General features: G+C 69.4%; 19 protein-coding genes and 1 tRNA gene. 11 read left to right on the forward strand and 9 right to left on the reverse strand.

The genetic code is table 11. The features are described from left to right. The first annotated feature begins 419 nt into the window (after positions 1 to 419). A complete protein-coding gene (gene rpsT, locus F787_RS0109485; RefSeq protein ID WP_026279417.1) occupies positions 420 to 686 on the forward strand; it encodes a 30S ribosomal protein S20 in 267 nt (88 codons plus the stop codon). Positions 687 to 789: 103 nt separating this feature from the next. On the opposite strand, the gene proB is transcribed toward rpsT, so the two are convergent. From proB to rplU, 4 genes are all read right to left on the reverse strand, one after another. Then, the gene (gene proB, locus F787_RS0109490) at positions 790 to 1,908 is read right to left on the reverse strand and encodes a glutamate 5-kinase (protein WP_018868978.1); all 1,119 of its coding nucleotides are present in this window, start codon (positions 1,906 to 1,908) and stop codon (positions 790 to 792) included. Next, a complete protein-coding gene (gene cgtA / locus F787_RS0109495) occupies positions 1,905 to 2,954 on the reverse strand; it encodes an Obg family GTPase CgtA (protein ID WP_028492014.1) in 1,050 nt (349 codons plus the stop codon). The genes proB and cgtA overlap by 4 nt, the downstream gene beginning before the upstream one ends. Before the next feature lie 81 nt (positions 2,955 to 3,035). Beyond that, positions 3,036 to 3,296: a 50S ribosomal protein L27 gene (gene rpmA, locus F787_RS0109500; protein ID WP_018947184.1), complete on the reverse strand. Its 261-nt coding sequence runs from the start codon at positions 3,294 to 3,296 to the stop codon at positions 3,036 to 3,038. 34 nt (positions 3,297 to 3,330) lie between these two features. Further along, a complete protein-coding gene (gene rplU, locus F787_RS0109505; protein ID WP_018936343.1) occupies positions 3,331 to 3,642 on the reverse strand; it encodes a 50S ribosomal protein L21 in 312 nt (103 codons plus the stop codon). A 232-nt stretch (positions 3,643 to 3,874) separates the two neighbouring features. Here rplU and ispB point away from each other — a divergent pair, with 232 nt between their 5' ends. The 7 genes from ispB (at position 3,875) to recG (ending at position 10,743) form a co-directional block, all read left to right on the forward strand. Next, positions 3,875 to 4,843 (forward strand): octaprenyl diphosphate synthase, encoded by a 969-nt coding sequence (ispB, locus tag F787_RS0109510; RefSeq protein WP_028492015.1) that lies wholly within the window; start codon positions 3,875 to 3,877, stop codon positions 4,841 to 4,843. Positions 4,844 to 4,906: 63 nt separating this feature from the next. Next, positions 4,907 to 4,983, forward strand: a tRNA-Pro gene (locus F787_RS0109515). 66 nt (positions 4,984 to 5,049) lie between these two features. Beyond that, on the forward strand, positions 5,050 to 5,700 hold the full coding sequence (gene gmk / locus F787_RS0109520) for a guanylate kinase (protein WP_026331283.1): 651 nt from the start codon (positions 5,050 to 5,052) through the stop codon (positions 5,698 to 5,700). Between the two features lie 40 nt (positions 5,701 to 5,740). After that, the gene (gene rpoZ, locus F787_RS0109525) at positions 5,741 to 6,016 is read left to right on the forward strand and encodes a DNA-directed RNA polymerase subunit omega (RefSeq protein ID WP_019569277.1); all 276 of its coding nucleotides are present in this window, start codon (positions 5,741 to 5,743) and stop codon (positions 6,014 to 6,016) included. Positions 6,017 to 6,025: 9 nt separating this feature from the next. Beyond that, the gene (spoT, locus tag F787_RS0109530; protein ID WP_028492016.1) at positions 6,026 to 8,212 is read left to right on the forward strand and encodes a bifunctional GTP diphosphokinase/guanosine-3',5'-bis pyrophosphate 3'-pyrophosphohydrolase; all 2,187 of its coding nucleotides are present in this window, start codon (positions 6,026 to 6,028) and stop codon (positions 8,210 to 8,212) included. A gap of 52 nt (positions 8,213 to 8,264) precedes the next feature. Beyond that, positions 8,265 to 8,654, forward strand: coding sequence for a RidA family protein (locus F787_RS0109535; RefSeq protein ID WP_019588866.1), 390 nt, complete (start codon positions 8,265 to 8,267; stop codon positions 8,652 to 8,654). A 25-nt stretch (positions 8,655 to 8,679) separates the two neighbouring features. After that, the gene (gene recG, locus F787_RS0109540) at positions 8,680 to 10,743 is read left to right on the forward strand and encodes an ATP-dependent DNA helicase RecG (RefSeq protein WP_028492017.1); all 2,064 of its coding nucleotides are present in this window, start codon (positions 8,680 to 8,682) and stop codon (positions 10,741 to 10,743) included. A gap of 27 nt (positions 10,744 to 10,770) precedes the next feature. Here the strand turns inward: recG and F787_RS0109545 are convergent, their stop codons facing one another. The 5 genes from F787_RS0109545 to F787_RS0109565 all read right to left on the reverse strand — a co-directional run bounded on the left by F787_RS0109545 (position 10,771) and on the right by F787_RS0109565 (position 14,868). Next, positions 10,771 to 12,474, reverse strand: a complete 1,704-nt coding sequence (locus F787_RS0109545; RefSeq protein WP_028492018.1) for an alpha/beta-hydrolase family protein — start codon at positions 12,472 to 12,474, stop codon at positions 10,771 to 10,773. Positions 12,475 to 12,480: 6 nt separating this feature from the next. Further along, a complete protein-coding gene (locus tag F787_RS0109550; RefSeq protein WP_028492019.1) occupies positions 12,481 to 13,383 on the reverse strand; it encodes a lysophospholipid acyltransferase family protein in 903 nt (300 codons plus the stop codon). Beyond that, entirely contained in the window at positions 13,376 to 14,188 is an 813-nt protein-coding gene (locus F787_RS0109555) for a tRNA 2-thiocytidine(32) synthetase TtcA (protein WP_018868967.1), read from the reverse strand. The genes F787_RS0109550 and F787_RS0109555 overlap by 8 nt, the downstream gene beginning before the upstream one ends. 121 nt (positions 14,189 to 14,309) lie before the next feature. Then, positions 14,310 to 14,573: a HigA family addiction module antitoxin gene (locus tag F787_RS0109560; RefSeq protein ID WP_018936353.1), complete on the reverse strand. Its 264-nt coding sequence runs from the start codon at positions 14,571 to 14,573 to the stop codon at positions 14,310 to 14,312. Between the two features lie 13 nt (positions 14,574 to 14,586). Then, complete coding sequence (locus F787_RS0109565; protein WP_028492020.1) at positions 14,587 to 14,868, reverse strand: type II toxin-antitoxin system RelE/ParE family toxin; 282 nt, start codon at positions 14,866 to 14,868, stop codon at positions 14,587 to 14,589. A 304-nt stretch (positions 14,869 to 15,172) separates the two neighbouring features. Here F787_RS0109565 and F787_RS0109575 point away from each other — a divergent pair, with 304 nt between their 5' ends. The 3 genes from F787_RS0109575 to dtd are packed head-to-tail and all read left to right on the forward strand — an operon-like array spanning position 15,173 to position 17,014. Then, positions 15,173 to 15,532 (forward strand): hypothetical protein, encoded by a 360-nt coding sequence (locus F787_RS0109575; protein WP_028492021.1) that lies wholly within the window; start codon positions 15,173 to 15,175, stop codon positions 15,530 to 15,532. A gap of 52 nt (positions 15,533 to 15,584) precedes the next feature. Then, complete coding sequence (gene pip, locus F787_RS0109580) at positions 15,585 to 16,568, forward strand: prolyl aminopeptidase (protein ID WP_028492022.1); 984 nt, start codon at positions 15,585 to 15,587, stop codon at positions 16,566 to 16,568. After that, positions 16,565 to 17,014 (forward strand): D-aminoacyl-tRNA deacylase, encoded by a 450-nt coding sequence (gene dtd, locus F787_RS0109585; RefSeq protein WP_018947196.1) that lies wholly within the window; start codon positions 16,565 to 16,567, stop codon positions 17,012 to 17,014. The genes pip and dtd overlap by 4 nt, the downstream gene beginning before the upstream one ends. Positions 17,015 to 17,021: the final 7 nt, after the last annotated feature.

The raw sequence follows: 17,021 nt of genomic DNA on the forward strand, positions 1-17,021 counted from the left end.
GGACCAGGCTGGCGGCAAACAGGGCCAGCAGCACCAGCACGAAGCCGGGGACCAGGGCGTTGTTGCGGGCGGCGGGGTATTTCATCTCCATGCTCCTTTCTTGTGTTGTGATGCCTGCAATGTAGACGCACAGGCTCCGGGATTCCATTCCGGGGCGCCCGGGCCCGGCTCGCCTGCAAGCAGGCTCCCACAGCATTGCACGACCGCGCCCGTAGACCCCATGGATCGCATCGCAATCCATGAAGTCTTCGGGATCGGCCAAGATCTGCGCCAAAAAACACCCTTTGGCACAGATAGTTGCGATGCGATCCATATCAGGAGCCTGCTTGCAGGCGAAGACGAGCTTGACCCTGACCGGGGTCCCGAGTATGCTTTGTCGCCTTTCAGAGAACCCGGCGAATCACGCGAGGGATAGAGTTTTGGCGAATATTGCTTCTGCCCGTAAACGGGCCCGTCAGTCCATGAAGAACCGCGCCCACAACATGGCGCTGCGGTCGCGTTTCCGTACGTACATGAAGGCGGTCCTCAAGCCGCTGCGTCAGGGAGACGTCGAGGCTGCCCGCGAGGCGTATCGCCAGGCGGTCCCGATCATCGACAAGACCGCGAACAAGGGTCTGATCCACAAGAACAAGGCGGCCCGCCACAAGAGCCGCCTGAACCAGCGGATCCGCGCCCTGCAGGCGTAAGACCCTCGGGCCTGCGGGCCCGGCCGGCAGCCTGAAGACCGAACGGGCCCGCCCCTCTGCGAAGGGGCGGGCCCGTTTGCGTGCACATGTCGTACGCGTGTCGCTACAGCAGGACCATGTTGTCGCGGTGCACCAGCTCCGGCTCGAACTGATAGCCCAGCTCCGCCTCGATCTGATCGGCGCGCAGACCGCGGATGCGCTCCACCTCGGCCGCCGAGTAGTTGACCAGTCCACGCGCAACCCCGGAGCCATCCGGGGCCACGCAGGTCACCACCTCGCCGCGGCGGAATTCCCCCTCCACCCGCGCCACGCCCACCGCCAGCAGGCTGCGGCCGGATTCGCGCAGCACCCGCGCGGCACCCTCGTCCAGATGCAGCACACCGCGCGAATGCAGCTGGTCGGCGATCCAGCGCTTGCGCGCGGCCAGCGGCTCGCGGTCCGGCTGCAGCCAGGTCCCCACGTCTTCGCCGGCCAGGACCCGCGCCATCACGCGCTCCTCACGCCCCGAGGCGATCACGGTATGGGTACCGGAACGCGCGGCACGCTCCGCGGCGTACAGCTTGGTGGCCATGCCGCCGCGTCCCAGCCGCCCGAACTCCGGGGCCACGAACTGCTGCAGCGTCACATCCGAGGCGCGGCCTTCGGCAATCCGCCGGGCCTGCGGGTCACGCCGCGGATCGGCGTCGAACAGGCCCTCCTGATCGGTCAGGATCAGCAACAGATCGGCCACCACCAGGTTGGCGACCAGCGCCGCCAGGGTGTCGTTGTCGCCCAGCCGGATCTCCTCGTAGGCCACGGTGTCGTTCTCGTTGACTACCGGGATGGTGCCGAGGGTCAGCAGGGCCTGCATGGTCGAACGCGCATTCAGGTAGCGCTCGCGGTCGGCCAGGTCGTCATGCGTCAGCAGGACCTGGGCGGCGTGCAGCCCGTGCGCCGCGAATTCCTGCTCGTAGGCCTGCACCAGCCCCATCTGACCGACCGCGGCCGAGGCCTGCAGCTGATGCAGCTGGTGCGGCCGCTCGCTCATGCCCAGGCGATACATGCCTTCGGCCACCGCCCCGCTGGACACCAGGATCACCTCCAGCCCCTGCTCCCGGAGTTCGGCCATCTGCCGGGCCCAGGCCTGCAGGGCCGGGCGGTCGAGGCCGGTGCCATCGGCGGTGATCAGCGCGCTGCCGATCTTCACCACCACGCGCCGCGCCTGCGGCAGGGCGCGGCTCATGCTTCGCCCTCCGGCTCGCCCTCCGCCGGGTCGAGGCGCCGGCGCTCGACTTCGCGCATCACGGCCTGCAGCAGACCGTCCACGCCGTCGCCGGTGGCGGCGGAGATGCGGTACTGCGGTACGTCCCCGCCGGGCGCCGCCTGCATGCGCTCGCCCAGCGCGTCCAGCGCCTCCGCGTCCAGCAGCTCGCACTTGTTGAGCACCAGCCAGCGCGGACGCGCCGCCAGTTCCTCGCTGTGCCGCTGCAGCTCGGTGAGCGCGGTCTGCATGTCGGCAACCGGGTCCGCCTCGGGATCCGGCGGGGCCACGTCCACCAGGTGCAGCAGCAGCTCGGTGCGCCCCAGGTGCTTGAGGAAGCGGGTGCCCAGCCCGGCACCCTCGGCCGCGCCCTCGATCAGTCCCGGTATATCGGCCATCACGAAGCTCTGCTCGGGCCCCACGCTGACCACGCCCAGTTGCGGATAAAGCGTGGTGAACGGGTAGTCGGCCACCCGCGGACGCGCGGCCGACGCGCGCGACAGCAGGGTCGACTTGCCGGCATTCGGCAGCCCCAGCAGCCCCACGTCGGCCAGCACCCGCAGCTCCAGCTGCAGGCGCCGCTGCTCGCCCGGCGTGCCCGGCTTGCTCTGGCGCGGGGCCTGGTTGGTGGAGCTCTTGTAGCGGGTGTTGCCGAGGCCGTGATAGCCGCCCTGGGCGACCAGCAGACGCTGGCCGTCCGCGGTGATGTCGCCCAGCAGCTCGTCGGTCTCCGCATCGCGCACCACGGTGCCCACCGGCACCGCGATCTCGAGGTCTTCGCCGGACGCGCCGGTGCGATTCTGGCCCATGCCGTTTTTCCCGCGCGGGGCGTCGAAACGCTTCTGGTAGCGGAAGTCGGCCAGGGTGTTCAGGCGCTCGGTCCCGACCAGCCACACCGAACCCCCGTCCCCGCCGTCGCCGCCATCCGGCCCGCCGAAGGGGATGTACTTCTCGCGGCGGAAGCTCACGCAGCCATTACCGCCATCGCCGGCCCTGACCACGATGTTCGCCTCGTCGATGAACTGCATCCTTCGCCTCCGGAGGGGATAGAAACAAAAAAAGCCCCGCAGAACGGGGCTTTACGGCGATCCGGACTGCGGACGGCCGGATTACTGCTGCGGCTGGACCGTCACGAAACGGCGGTTGAAACGACCGCCCTTCTTGAACACGACCTCGCCATCCACCTTGGCGAACAGCGTGTGGTCCTTGCCGCAACCCACGTTCTCGCCGGGATGATACTGCGTACCGCGCTGACGCACGAGGATGTTGCCGGCGCTCACGATCTGGCCGCCAAACCGCTTGACGCCAAGGCGTTTACTCTCGGAATCGCGCCCGTTCTTGGAACTGCCGCCTGCCTTCTTGTGTGCCATGTTCTCGTTCTCCCGAGTACTGTCGTGCCGCAGCTCAGCCGGCGATGCCGGTGATGCGCACGGTGGTGTAGTGCTGCCGGTGGCCCGCCTGCTTCATGCTGTGCTTGCGGCGCCGGAATTTGATGATGCGGACCTTGTCGCCGCGGCCGTGGTCCTCGACTTTGGCGGTGACCTTGCCGCCATCGACCACCGGGGCCCCGACGCGGACATCGTCACCCGCACCCACCATCAGCACCTGGTCGAAATCGACCTCGGAACCGACTTCGGCGTCGAGCTTTTCGATGCGGATCACGTCACCTTCGGCGACGCGGTACTGTTTACCACCTGTTGCGATGATCGCGTACATTTCCCTGGGACTCCGTTGCGATGACCTGTATGGACCAGGTGCTGATGACTGGTCTCGCGAAAGGGCGGCAATGCTAGCAGCACCCCCGCCGGGGGTCAACGTTTCCGCCACCCGTATTGCTTGACACCCCGCCACCCCCTTTCTAGCATGCCGGGCTCTTCATTTGCTGGAGGCGGCGCGCGCGTGCGGGCCTGCCGAAACCGACCCCACCCTCACCGGCCTGCCGAACCGCATGTCCATAGACGCCATCCGAGAGCTCGCTGCCGACGACATGCAGGCAGTCGACGCCTGCATCCGCGACCGGCTCAGCTCCCCCGTGGTGCTGATCAACCAGCTCGGACACTACATCATCCACAGTGGCGGCAAGCGACTGCGGCCGTTGCTGGCGACCCTGTCGGCCCGGGCCTGCGGTTACGAGGGCGACAAGCACGTCACCCTGGCGGCGCTGGTGGAGTTCATCCACACCGCGACCCTGCTGCACGACGACGTGGTGGATGCCTCGGAGATGCGCCGCGGCAACGAGACCGCGAACCACATCTTCGGCAACGAGGCCGCCGTGCTGGTGGGCGACTTTCTCTACACCCGCGCCTTCGAGATGATGGTCGAGATCGACTCGATGCGGGTGATGGAGATCCTGTCGCGCGCGACCAACGTCATCGCGGAAGGCGAAGTGATGCAGCTGATGAACTGCCACGACGCGGATGTCGACGAGGCGCGCTACATGGACGTGATCCAGTCGAAGACCGCCAAGCTGTTCGAGGCGGCCTGCCAGATCGGCGGCATCCTGGCGCAACGCGACGCCGCCGACGAGGCCGCACTGGCACGCTACGGCATGCACCTGGGCACCGCGTTCCAGCTGATCGACGACGTGCTCGACTATTCGGCCGACCCCGAGGTGACCGGCAAGCAGCTGGGCGACGATCTCGCCGAGGGCAAGCCGACCCTGCCGCTGATCCACGTGCTGCGCGAGGGCAACGACGCCGAAAAGGCCGTGGTGCGCCGGGCGATCGAACAGGGCGGGCGCGAGGAAACCGACGCGGTGATCGTGGCCATGCACTCCACCGGCGCGCTGGAGTACGCCCGGGCGCGGGCGGAGGCCGAAACCGACGCGGCCATCGACGCCATCGCCGGGCTGCCGGACACCCCCCACCGCCGCGCCCTGGCGGACATCGCCCGCTTCGCCGTGGGCCGCGATCACTGACACCGCGTTCACCCGGGGCATGGACAACTCCGGATCAACACGGCACAATACTCAGCTCAGCGTCGGAGTGTAGCTCAGCTTGGTAGAGCACTGCCTTCGGGAGGCAGGGGTCGAAGGTTCGAATCCTTTCACTCCGACCATTTCCCGATTTCTCCGGTCGGGCGGTGCATCCGGCACCGCCCGGTCCTCCTTCGGCGGACGCCAGCATGACCGTTTCTTCCCGGCCCGCACGTGGCACGCTGTACATCGTTTCCGCACCCTCCGGTGCCGGCAAGACCAGCCTGGTCGGCGCACTGCTGGACAGCGTCGAGGACGTCGAGGTCTCGGTCTCGCATACCACGCGTCAGCCGCGCCCGGGCGAGGTCGACGGCATCGACTACCACTTCGTCTCGGCGGAGACCTTCCTCGGCATGATCGAGGACGGCAAGCTGCTGGAGCACGCCAAGGTATTCGACAACTTCTACGGGACCGCGCTGGCCAGCGTGAACGAACGCCTGGACGCCGGTTTCGACGTGATTCTGGAGATCGACTGGCAGGGTGCCCGGCAGGTCCGCGCCGCGGTGCCGGACTGCCGCTCGATCTTCATCCTGCCGCCTTCGCGCACCGAACTGGAACGTCGGCTGCGCGGCCGTGGTCAGGATAGTGAGGAGGTGATCGAACGCCGCCTGCGTGATGCCGAGTCGGACTGCACGCATTACCGCGAATACGACTACACCGTGGTCAACGCGGAGTTCGATCAGGCCCTGCGGGATCTCGCCAGCATCTTCCGCTCCAACCGGCTGCGTACGGTGGAGCAGGAGATCCGCTCGGCGGAGACCCTGCACAACCTGCTGGCCAGTGCCCGTGCGCCGGCCTGAACCGTTCAACCTTTTTGCACGCAACATCCGGAGCTAGCCCATGGCCCGCATAACTGTCGAGGACTGCCTCGAAAAAGTCGACAACCGGTTCGAGCTGGTGATGATGGCCGCCCGTCGCGCCCGGCACATCGCCCACGGCAAGGAACCCCGGGTCCCCGAGAACAACGACAAGCCGACGGTCATCGCCCTGCGCGAGATCGCCGCCGGCGAGGTCGGGGCCGAGGTGTTCGACGAACACGACGAGCGGCCGCAGAACCAGATGCTGGATTTCTCCACGATCCGGCACCTGGAACAGCTCGAAGCCGACGAACGGTAGGTGGAGCCCATGGCCGCTGGGCTGTCCGCGCCCGGGGCCGTCTCCTCGGCTCCCTCGGGCTCCGCACGTTTCCTGATCAGCGACCTGTGCGCTGAGCTCGAGGCGTATCTGGAGCCGGAGCAGGTCGAGGAGGTCTATCGCGCTTACCTGTTCGGCGCCGAGGCCCACGACGGCCAGACGCGCAAGACCGGCGAGCCGTACATCTACCATCCCCTGGCCGTGGCCCGCACCATGGCCGAGATGCGCATGGACCACCGCGCGATCTGCGCGGCCATCCTCCACGACGTGATGGAGGACACCCCCACCAGCAAGGACCGCATCCACGCCGAGTTCGGCGAGGAGGTCGCGGAGCTGGTCGACGGGGTCTCCAAGCTGACCCACCTGCAGTTCCAGTCGAAGGCCGAGGCGCAGGCGGAGAACTTCCGCAAGATGATGCTGGCGATCACCCGCGACATCCGGGTGATCCTGGTCAAGCTGGCCGACCGCCTGCACAACATGCGGACCCTGGGCGTGATGCGCCCGGACAAGAAACGCCGCATCGCCAACGAGACCCTGGAGATCTACGCCCCCATCGCCCAGCGCCTGGGGATGAACGCGATGCGCCGCGAGCTGGAGCACCTCGGGTTCACCGCCAAGCATCCGTGGCGCGCGGCGGTGCTGGAGAAGGCCATGCGCGAAGCCCGCGGCAACCGCCGCGAGCCCATGCGCAACATCGAGCAGGCGATCTGCTCGCGCATGGAGGCCGCGGGCATCGAGGGCCGCATCACCGGGCGCGAGAAATCGCTCTACAGCATCTACCGCAAGATGCTGTCCAAGCGCAACACCTTCGAGGACGTCTTCGACGTCTTCGCGATCCGCATCGTGGTCGACAGCATGGACACCTGCTATCGCTCGCTGGGGGTCGTGCACAACCTGTACAAGCCGGTGCCGGGGCGCTTCAAGGACTACATCGCGATCCCCAAATCCAACGGCTATCAGTCGCTGCACACCGTGCTGTTCGGTCCGCAGGGCATCCCCATCGAGATCCAGATCCGCACCACCGAGATGGACCGCGTGGCGGAGAGCGGCATCGCCGCGCACTGGCAGTACAAGGCCGGCGGCGAACTGGCGCAGACCGCGCAGAGCCGCGCGCGCGAATGGCTCAAGGACGTCCTCGAGATCCAGAACAGCGTGGGCAACTCCATCGAGTTCCTGGAGAACGTCAAGGTCGACCTGTTCCCCGACGAGGTCTACACCTTCACCCCGGGGGGCGACATCCTGGTGCTGCCGCGCAATGCCACGCCCATCGATTTCGCCTACGCGGTGCATTCGGACGTGGGCAACCGCTGCGTGGCGGCCAAGATCGACCGTCAGCTGGCGCCGCTGTCCAGTCGCCTGCAAAGCGGCCAGACGGTGGAGATCGTCACGGCGGAGGGCGCCCGGCCCAACCCCGCCTGGCTGTCCTTCGTGGTCACCGGCAAGGCCCGCAGCGGCATCCGCCACTGCCTGAAGTCGATGCAGACCGACGAGGCCCGCGCCCTTGGGCGGCGACTGCTGGAAAAGGCCCTGTCCGCGCTGGACTCCAGCCTGGCGCGGGTTTCCCCGGCGCAGCTGGACCAGCTGCTGGACGCCATGCAGCTGCGGGACCTGGATGCCCTGCTGGCCGAGATCGGCCTCGGCAACCGCATGGCCGGCCTGGTGGCCCGCCAGCTGACGGGCCTGGAGACCGCGGAAACCGCGGAAGTCGAGGGCGAGACCAGCGGCGACGAGACTCCGACCCTGGCCATCCGCGGGACCGAGGGCATGGTCCTGAATTACGGGCGCTGCTGCTATCCCATCCCGGGCGACCCGATCGTGGGCCAGCTGAGTGCCGGACGCGGGCTGGTGATCCATCGCGAGAACTGCCGCAACCTGCACGAAGGCCGCGAGCGCCCCGACCGCACCATCGACCTCCAGTGGTCGCACGAACCGGGCCTGCAGTTCACCGCCGCGATCCGCACCCGCACCGCGAACCGTCGCGGGGCGCTGGCGGAGATGGCCGCGAACATCGCCGATCAGGGCTCGAACATCGAGCACATCTCGTTCAACGAGCAGGACGGGCATTCCACCGCGATGACCTTCCTGCTCACGGTGCGCGACCGCCGGCACCTGGCGCAGATCATGCGCATGCTGCGGCGCCTGCCCGACGTCCTGAAGATCTCCCGCCCGCGCGGCTGATGCGGTAAGGTGCCGGGCGCACAGTTATGGCGCACAGCAATCAGGAGACCTCATGTCCCGCGAAGTGATCCAGACCGAAACCGCCCCGGCCGCCATCGGCCCCTACTCGCAGGCGGTGCGTACCGGCGACACCCTGTACCTGTCGGGCCAGATCCCGCTGGACCCGGCCACCATGGAACTGGTGGACGGAAGCATCGAGGCCCAGATCCGCCGGGTGTTCGACAACCTCGCCGCGGTGCTGGACGCCGCCGGCGCCGGGCTGGGCGACATCGCCAAGCTCAACATCTACCTCACCGACCTGACCCACTTCCCGCTGGTCAACGAGCTGATGACCGAGTACTTCAGCGAGCCCTACCCGGCGCGTGCCGCCATCGGTGTGGCCTCCCTGCCCAAGGGCGCGCAGGTCGAGATGGACGCCATCGCCTGGTGCCCGCGGGGCTGAGGCCCCGCACCCCGGAGCGCTGCAGATGGACCTGCAGGCCCCGCTGACCGCCCTCAACGGGGTGGGCCCGCGCCAGGCCGAGCGCCTGGCGCGGCTGGGCCTGCATGTCTGTGGCGACCTGCTGTTCCACCTGCCGCTGCGCTTCGAGGACCGCACCCGCATCACCCCGCTGGACCGCCTGCGTCCGGGCCGCGCCGCCCTGTTCGAAGGCGTGGTCGAGCGCAGCGAGGTGGTGACCCGTCGTCGGCGCATGCTGGTGGTGACCCTGGGGGACGGTCAGGGCGTCATTACCCTGCGCTTCTTTCATTTCGGCAACGCGCAGCAGAAACGCCTGGCGACCGGCACCCGGGTCCGCGCCTTCGGTGAACCGCGCGGCGTGCCCGGGGCGCTGGAATGCGTGCACCCGGAGACCGAGATCGTCGATCCGGACGCCCCGCCGGCGCTGGAACAGCGCCTGACCCCGGTCTATCCGGTCACCGACGGCGTGTCGCAGCCGCTGCTGCGCAAGCTGGTGCGCCAGGCCCTGCCCGGTATCCGGCAGCTGCCCGATCTGTTGCCGGAACTGGAGCGTGACGGCCTGCCGCCGCTGCAGCAGGCCGTGCAGGACCTCCACCAGCCGCCACCCAACGCGCAGGCCCCGGCGCTCGAACCCGGCATCGACGGGCGCTCCGCCGCGCAGACCCGCCTCGCGCTGGAAGAGCTGGTCGCGCACCAGCTAGCGCGCCTGCAGCATGCCCGTGCCGAACCCGACGAACACGCCCCGGCGCTGGACCCGCCCGGCGACCTGTGGGAACACCTGCATGCCGGACTGCCGTTCCCGCTGACCGGCGCCCAGCAGCGCGTGATCGGCGAGATCCGCGCGGATCTCGCCCGCGAACGCCCGATGAACCGCCTGCTGCAGGGCGACGTCGGTTCGGGCAAGACCCTGGTGGCGGTGGCCGCGGCGCTGGCCGCGGTGGAGGCGGGCTACCAGGTCGCGTTCATGGCTCCTACCGAGCTGCTGGCGCGCCAGCACGCGCGCAACCTGGCGGCCTGGCTGGAGCCCATGGGCATCCCCATCGCCTGGCTGGGCGGGCGCCAGGCACGCGGGGAGCGCGGCCAGCTGCTGAACGAACTGGCCAGCGGCGACCGCCCGGTCGCGGTGGGCACCCACGCCCTGTTCCAGAAAGACGTGCGTTTCCACCGCCTGGGCCTGGCGGTGGTGGACGAGCAGCACCGCTTCGGCGTGCATCAGCGCATGGCGCTGCGCGAGAAGGGCAACGGGGGCACCCCGCACCAGCTGATCATGACTGCCACGCCCATCCCTCGCACCCTGGCGATGACCCTGTATGCCGGGCTGGAGACCTCGATCATCGATGAACGCCCGCCGGGGCGCACGCCGGTGCGCACGGCGCTGATCAGCCACGAACGCCGCGACGAGGTGATCGAACGCATCCGCGTGGCCTGCGGCGACGGCACCCAGGCCTACTGGGTGTGTCCGCTGGTGGAAGACTCGGAGCAGCTGGAGGCCGAATCCGCCGAGGCCACCCGCGAGCGCCTGGCCGAGGCCCTGCCGGGGCTGCGCATCGGGCTGGCACACGGCCGCATGAAGGGCGGCGAGCGCGATCAGGTGATGGAGGGGTTCCGTCGCGGTGAAGTCGATCTGCTGGTGGCGACCACGGTGATCGAGGTCGGCGTGGACGTGCCCAACGCCAGCCTGATGATCATCGAGAATGCCGAGCGCATGGGCCTGTCGCAGCTGCACCAGCTGCGCGGGCGCGTGGGGCGCGGCAATGCCGCCAGCGCCTGCGTGCTGCTGTATCGCCCGCCGCTGGGCGACACCGCGCGCGAGCGTCTGGAGGCGATGCGGCGCACCGACGACGGGTTCGAGATCGCCGAGGTGGACCTGCGCCTGCGCGGGCCGGGCGAACTGCTGGGCACCCGCCAGACCGGCGACCGCAGCTTCCGCGTGGCCGACTGGTCGCGTGACCAGGACCTGCTGCCGCGCGCGACCCGCATCGCCGAGGGGCTGCTGCAGGATCCGCCGCGCGGCGGCGCGCTGATCGAGCGCTGGCTGGGGGATGCGACCCGCTACGGCCAGGTCGGCTGACGCCGCACCGCGGGCTCAGCCTCCGGCTCAACCACCACCCAGGTGGTCCTTCAGCCGCTGCAGCTCGTCTTCCGACCAGCCTTCGGGATCCGTCACGTGGCGCCAGGCGTAGACATAGTGTTCCGGGGCATACACATGGCCGTAGCCCACAGGGGCATCATCCGCGGCGGCCACGTCGATCGCCAGCTGCAGCATGGTCACCACCGGGTACCATTGCAGCTTGTCGGTCACGTCCGGGCCGCGCGGTTCTTCCATCCATTCCGGCTGGCGGTAGAAGGCCTCGGGCTCGAAGAAGGTGACGGGGTCGCTGGCGTACTGCAGGTACACGATGCGCATGGCCCCCCATTCGGCACCGGGGATCTCCAGGTGCGGATCCTGGTTGGTGAAACGCACGATGGAGCTGTCGCGAAAACGCGGCAGCCACGCGGGCGAATCCGGTTCGCGCTGCGCGGTGATCTCGCGCCAGGCCTCGGACCGGAACGGCGGCCCGCTCCACAGCGCACCGGAGAACGGATCGCCGACGATGTCGTACAGATCCGCCGCGCGCTCGGAATTCAGCGCCCCCAGGCTGAGACCATGGAGATACAGCTCGGGGCGCTCCTCGGCAGGCAGCTCGCGCCAGTAGCCGTAGATCTCGGCGAACACCGCCTGCGCGGTCTCCAGCCCGTAGGATGACTCCGACATCAGCGACAGCCAGCTGGGCAGGTAAGAGTACTGTACCGCCACGGAGGCCACGTCGCCGCGGTGCAGATATTCCACCGCCTGCATCGCGTCGCGATCCACCCAGCCGCGCCCGGTGGGCGTGGCCAGCACCAGCACCGAGCGGTCGAAGGCATCGGTGCGCCGGAGTTCGTCCAGCGCCAGGCGAGCACGCTCCTCGATGGTCTCCGCCGCGTTCAATCCGACATAGACCCGCAGCGGTGCCGGGGTCAGCTCGCCGAAAAATTCGCTCATCTCGCCGCGGGTGGGGGTGAAGCCCACGTAGCGCCGGCCGTGCTGGCCGAGGTCCTCCCAGCCGATCAGCGATGCCTCGCTGCCCGACAGCAGCGGGTCGCCCGGGTGCTCCACGTCCGCTTCCATGCGCACGTCGAACTGCTGAAAGGTCCGGTCGGCCGTGCGCAGGCCGTATTCCAGCAGCACCCCGTCGATCACCGCCCAGAACAGCGACAGCGCGACGATGACGCCGGTCACGTTGGCCAGCCGCCGCGGAATGAAACGGCGCAGACGCACGGCCACGAAGCGGAAACTGAGCAGGAACAGCCGCCCCACCGCCAGCGCTGCCGCAAACACCGCCAGGCCGATCATCCCGGTACGGAACGGATGCGCGCTGTCCACCGGGTCCAGCTCCATCAGCTCGCGGATCGAGTTCTGCCACTGGGCCGCCTGCATCAGGAACGCGACCGCGATGATCGCGCACAGCACGGCGGCGACGCTGACCATGATCCGGTGCACCCGCTCGCCGGCCTCCGGCAGCTCGAGGTAGGCCCACAGCCAGTGCAGGAAGACCCCGAGCAGATAACCCGCCGACAGGGAGATCCCGGACAGGATGCCCTGCATCTCCCAGGTGCGCGGGATCAGGCTGGGCGACAGCGACGCGGCGAAGAACAGCGTGCCCAGCAACAGCCCCGGCACCGACAGCGAGGCCGCCAGGCGCCGCGCCCAGCCCGGCGCCAGCCAGCGGGGCAACGGGGTGCGGGCGGCCAGACGGGCCAAGGAATCGGGGAACGACATCACGCTTCAGCGGCGGGCGTACACCGACGGCTGTCCCGGCGGCGGTGGGTGGAAACGCTTGTAGGCCCAGTTGTACTGCTCCGGGCAGCGCCGCACCAGGTCCTCGACGATGCGGTTGACCGCCGCGGCGGCACGCGCGGGATCCGGGTCCCGCACCTCGGGCCCGGCCTCGATCTCGTGGTAGCGAAACCCGCGTCCGCGCGGCAGGCGTTCGGCGAACAGGAAGACCACGTGGTCGTCGCGCCCGCGCAGCAGGCGCGGCAGCAGGGTCATGGTCAGGGCCTGGCGGCCAAAGAACGGCGCGTGCACGCCCGAGGCCCCCTTCGGGCTCTGGTCGGGCAGCACGCCGATGATCTCGCCGGCATCGCGCGCCTTCTGCAGGATGCGCAGCCCGGAGCGGTCGGCCGGCGCCAGCTTCGCCCCGGTGGCGGAACGGGCCTCGCGCACCCACCGGTCGATCTCGGGGGTCGGAAGCGGGCTGTACAGCGAGGCCATCGGCCCGTGCATCGCCGCGTGCAGGCCGGCGAATTCCCAGGACCCCAGATGCGGCGTGGCCAGGAACAGCGCCCGCCCGGGGGCGCGCTGCTGCAATCGTGTATAGCGCGGCGGCGCCTCCGCCAGCGCCGCCAGGCGCTCGGGCGAGGCCCGCCACAGCCAGGGCGATTCGGTCAGCGACCGCGCCATGGCCTGCAGCGAACGCCGCGCAGTGCGGCGGTGCCAGGCCGGGTCCATGTCCGGGAAACACAGCGCCAGATTGATGCGCGTGAGCCGCGCCGAACGCGTGGGCAGCAGCCAGACCAGGGTGCCGAGCAGCCCGCCCAGCGCGTGATTGACCCGCAGCGGCAGGCGCCCCAGCACCCGCAGGACCATGCCGATCAGGCGGTCGCGCAGCTGCCGCCGCTCAGCCATCGGCCGGCTCCCCGCGGGGCACCGGTTCCGCGGACCGCGGCCCGTTTGAAGCGGCGGGGGCCTCGTCCGGCCCCGGAATCCCGCCCTCGGTCATCAGCGGGCGCAGGGTGGTGCGCAGGTTGCGGAACAGTTCCCCGAACTCGCCCTCCTCGCGCGCCAGCAGCGCCTTCATGTGCTCGCGCCGGGTGGGCATGGAGAAGCAGGCCGGGCAGTTGTCGAGGATCACCGGCAGTCCGGCGGCCTCGGCAAAGTCGCGGGTCTGGCGTTCGCGCACGTAGACCAGCGGCCGGATCACGCGCAGGTCGCCGGCGTCGATGCGGTAATGGGCCTTCATGGTGCGCAGCTGACCGCCATGGAACGCGCTCATCAGGAAGCTCTCGGCGAGATCGTCCAGGTGCTGGCCCAGCGCCAGCACGTTGTAGCCGTGCTCGCGCGCGGTGCGGTACATCAGGCCGCGCTTCATGCGCGAGCAGAAGGAACAGAACGAGTCGTTGTCCATGTGCTCGCCGGCCAGCTCGGCGATCGGCTCGGAGACGAAGTGATACGGGATCCCGTAGCCGCCGAGGTAGTCCTGCAGGCGCTCCGGGTCGAAGCCGTCGATCTCCGGGTCGATGGTCACCGCACCCACCTCGAAATGCACCGGCGCGCGACGCGCCAGCTCGTGCAGCAGCCACAGCAGGGTCAGTGAGTCCTTGCCACCGGACAGACCGACCAGCACGCGGTCGCCGTCACGGATCATGTCGAACTCGCGAATCGCCTGACCGGCCAGACGGCGGATGGAGCGGGGTACGGACGGTGTTTCCATCCCCGCAACATAGGGACGGGGCGCGGCCCGCGCAAGCCCCGACGCCGACCGCGAGGGGATGCACCGGCGGGGGGGGGGGGCATTCCTTCGATTGGGGTGGTCCCGGTCCGGCCGGCGCTGCCTACGCGGCCATGTGGCGGCGCGCCTCCTCCAGGTCATACGTATTCTGCAGTCGCAGCCAGTAGCCCTCGGTGGTGCCGAAGTAGCGCGACAGGCGCAGGTCGGTCTCCGCAGTTATGCCGCGGCGCCCCAGAGTGATGTCACCGATGCGCGTGGCCGGAACGCCGATCGCGTCAGCCAGGGCCCGTTTGGTCAGGCCGGCGGGCACCATGAAGTCCTCCCACAGGATCTCCCCCGGGTGCACATTGGGCAGTTTGTCGGTCATGGTCCCGCCTCCTTCAGTGGTAATCGACGATTTCCACGTCATGGGCATCACCGTGTTCGAACCGGAAACACAGCCGCCACTGATCATTGATGCGGATGCTGTACCAGCCCTCCCGGTCGCCCTGCAGCGCTTCAAGCCGGTTGCCGGGCGGGATGCGAAGATCCTGCAGCCGGGCCGCAGCATCCAGCTGCCGGAGCTTTTTCAGGGCATTGCGCTGCATCTCCCGGGGCAACTTCCGTGACACATTGCCGTTCGCAATCGTCATGGTCTCGCGGTCCTTGAAGCTCTTGATCACGGACATCCCCTGTCATCGCATCATGGTCAGTGTAACGAATACCGTTATACATTTCACGGGGTGGTCAGCATGCCTCTGCGGCCCCGGATGCACGTGTGGGCCCGACATGGACACCGGCGCCGACCGCGAGGGGATGCACCGGGGCGGTGCGGTTGCCCTTGAGCGCGCGGGCTCCTGCACCAGCTCGATTCACCCGCGCGATCGGGGATCCGGCAACCGGCCGCCGCTGACGGGATAGACGGGCGAATCCCCGTGGCACCGGGGTTGCATGGGGACCGGGACGGACACCGCGCGGAACTTCGACATGTACGACCGCAAGACCCTGACCCTCGCCGGCGAGCTCAAGCGCGCCCTGCGCAGCGAGTTCCCGGCGGTGGGTCGCCTCTCGTTCGCCGACCCGGATTTCATGGAGGTGCTGCTGGACTATGCCGGCCGCAGCCGCTCGAGCATGGTGCAGGCGGCGGCGATGACCCTGCGGGGGCATCTGAGCGCCCCGGCGGCATCCCGCCCCGCGGCCGATGCGGACGCCGACACCACGCAGGAAGAAGGTTCGGCCGCGGAGCCGGGGGAGACACCGGACGACCCGGGCACGACCGATGCCGCCGAACCCGCGAAGAAGAAGGGTCGCCGGGTCTATCGCGGGAAGGTGATCGACGACGACTGACAGCCGCGCCGTTTTTGGCCAGACTTGGGGCTGGTGTTATTCGAGGCTCGCCATGGACGCGTTCTACCCCCCGACCGAACCCCATACCACCGGCACCCTGGAGGTCGGCGACGGCCACCGCCTGTACTACGAGGAATGCGGCAACCCGGAAGGCATCCCTGCGGTGTTCCTGCACGGCGGCCCCGGCTCCGGCTGCGAACCGTGGCACCGGCGGTTCTTTGATCCGGCGCGCTATCGCATCGTGCTGTTCGACCAGCGCGGCTGCGGGCGTTCCACCCCGCACGCCAGCCTGGAGGCGAACACCACCTGGCACGCGGTGGCCGACATCGAACGGCTGCGGGAGGAACTGGGGATCGAGCGCTGGGTGGTGTTCGGCGGGTCCTGGGGCTCCACCCTGGGGCTGGCCTATGCACAGACCCAGCCCGGCCGGGTGCTGGGCCTGGTACTGCGCGGGATCTTCCTGTGCCGGCCGCGCGACATCCAGTGGTTCTACCAGTCGGGGGCGGACCGCCTGTTCCCCGAGGCCTGGGCGGCCTATCGCGATCACATCCCCGCGGAGGAACGCGACGACCTGGTGGCGGCCTACCATCGGCGCCTGACCGACCCGGACCCGGCGGTGCGCGAGGCGGCCGCGCAGGCGTGGTCGGCCTGGGAGGGGCATGCCTCCTGCCTGATCCCCAACGACGACGTAATCGGCCACTTCGAGGACCCGGAGGTGGCCCTGAGCCTGGCGCGCATCGAGTGCCACTACTTCAGCCACGACACCTTCCTGGAACCCGACCAGCTGCTGCGCGATGCCGGACGCCTGCGCGACATCCCGGGCTTCATCGTCCACGGGCGCTACGACGTGGTGTGCCCGGTGGAGCAGGCGGTGGCGCTCGCGCAGGCGTGGCCCGAGGCGGATCTGCAGATCATCCCGGATGCCGGGCACTCGGCCGCCGAACCGGGGATCGCGCGGGCGCTGGTCGCCGCCACTGATCGCCTGACCCACCTGGCGGGCGGGCTGGAGCCGGGCAGTGGCAGGGCGCGGACATGATCAGCCTGATCCAGCGGGTCAGCCGGGCGCGGGTGGAGGTCGCCGGGGAGATCACCGGCGAGATCGGCACCGGGCTGCTGGCGCTGGTGGGGGTGGAACCGGACGACGACGAATCGGCAGTCGAGCGCATGCTCGACCGCCTGCTGGGCTATCGCGTGTTCCCGGACGAGGAGGGGCGCATGAACCGCTCGCTGGGGGAGACCGGCGGCGGGCTGCTGCTGGTGCCGCAGTTCACCCTGGCGGCGGATACCGGCAAGGGCATGCGCCCCAGCTTTACCACGGCCGCCCCGCCGGAGCGCGGCGAGGCCCTGTTCCACCACCTGCTGCAGCGGGCGCAGCGGCGCCACGAACCGGTCGCGACCGGGCGCTTCGGCGCCGACATGCAGGTGAGCCTGACCAACGACGGCCCGGTCACCTTCTGGCTGCAGGCCCGGCCCCGGGGCTGAACCGCGC

Origin of the sequence: Thioalkalivibrio sp. ALE19 (assembly GCF_000428605.1) — a bacterium.
Classification (GTDB): Bacteria; Pseudomonadota; Gammaproteobacteria; order Ectothiorhodospirales; family Ectothiorhodospiraceae; genus Thioalkalivibrio.

Bases quoted from the DNA above. Each gene is read 5' to 3' on its own strand.
- gmk (WP_026331283.1), top strand. From the start codon at position 5,050: ATGACCGTTTCTTCCCGGCCCGCACGTGGCACGCTGTACATCGTTTCC.
- rplU (WP_018936343.1), bottom strand. From the start codon at position 3,642: ATGTACGCGATCATCGCAACAGGTGGTAAACAGTACCGCGTCGCCGAA.
- spoT (WP_028492016.1), top strand. From the start codon at position 6,026: ATGGCCGCTGGGCTGTCCGCGCCCGGGGCCGTCTCCTCGGCTCCCTCG.
- F787_RS0109550 (WP_028492019.1), bottom strand. From the start codon at position 13,383: ATGGCTGAGCGGCGGCAGCTGCGCGACCGCCTGATCGGCATGGTCCTG.
- pip (WP_028492022.1), top strand. From the start codon at position 15,585: ATGGACGCGTTCTACCCCCCGACCGAACCCCATACCACCGGCACCCTG.
- F787_RS0109545 (WP_028492018.1), bottom strand. From the start codon at position 12,474: ATGTCGTTCCCCGATTCCTTGGCCCGTCTGGCCGCCCGCACCCCGTTG.
- proB (WP_018868978.1), bottom strand. From the start codon at position 1,908: ATGAGCCGCGCCCTGCCGCAGGCGCGGCGCGTGGTGGTGAAGATCGGC.
- rpmA (WP_018947184.1), bottom strand. From the start codon at position 3,296: ATGGCACACAAGAAGGCAGGCGGCAGTTCCAAGAACGGGCGCGATTCC.
- dtd (WP_018947196.1), top strand. From the start codon at position 16,565: ATGATCAGCCTGATCCAGCGGGTCAGCCGGGCGCGGGTGGAGGTCGCC.
- F787_RS0109535 (WP_019588866.1), top strand. From the start codon at position 8,265: ATGTCCCGCGAAGTGATCCAGACCGAAACCGCCCCGGCCGCCATCGGC.
- F787_RS0109575 (WP_028492021.1), top strand. From the start codon at position 15,173: ATGTACGACCGCAAGACCCTGACCCTCGCCGGCGAGCTCAAGCGCGCC.
- cgtA (WP_028492014.1), bottom strand. From the start codon at position 2,954: ATGCAGTTCATCGACGAGGCGAACATCGTGGTCAGGGCCGGCGATGGC.
- ispB (WP_028492015.1), top strand. From the start codon at position 3,875: ATGTCCATAGACGCCATCCGAGAGCTCGCTGCCGACGACATGCAGGCA.
- recG (WP_028492017.1), top strand. From the start codon at position 8,680: ATGGACCTGCAGGCCCCGCTGACCGCCCTCAACGGGGTGGGCCCGCGC.
- rpoZ (WP_019569277.1), top strand. From the start codon at position 5,741: ATGGCCCGCATAACTGTCGAGGACTGCCTCGAAAAAGTCGACAACCGG.
- F787_RS0109560 (WP_018936353.1), bottom strand. From the start codon at position 14,573: ATGACCGACAAACTGCCCAATGTGCACCCGGGGGAGATCCTGTGGGAG.
- F787_RS0109555 (WP_018868967.1), bottom strand. From the start codon at position 14,188: ATGGAAACACCGTCCGTACCCCGCTCCATCCGCCGTCTGGCCGGTCAG.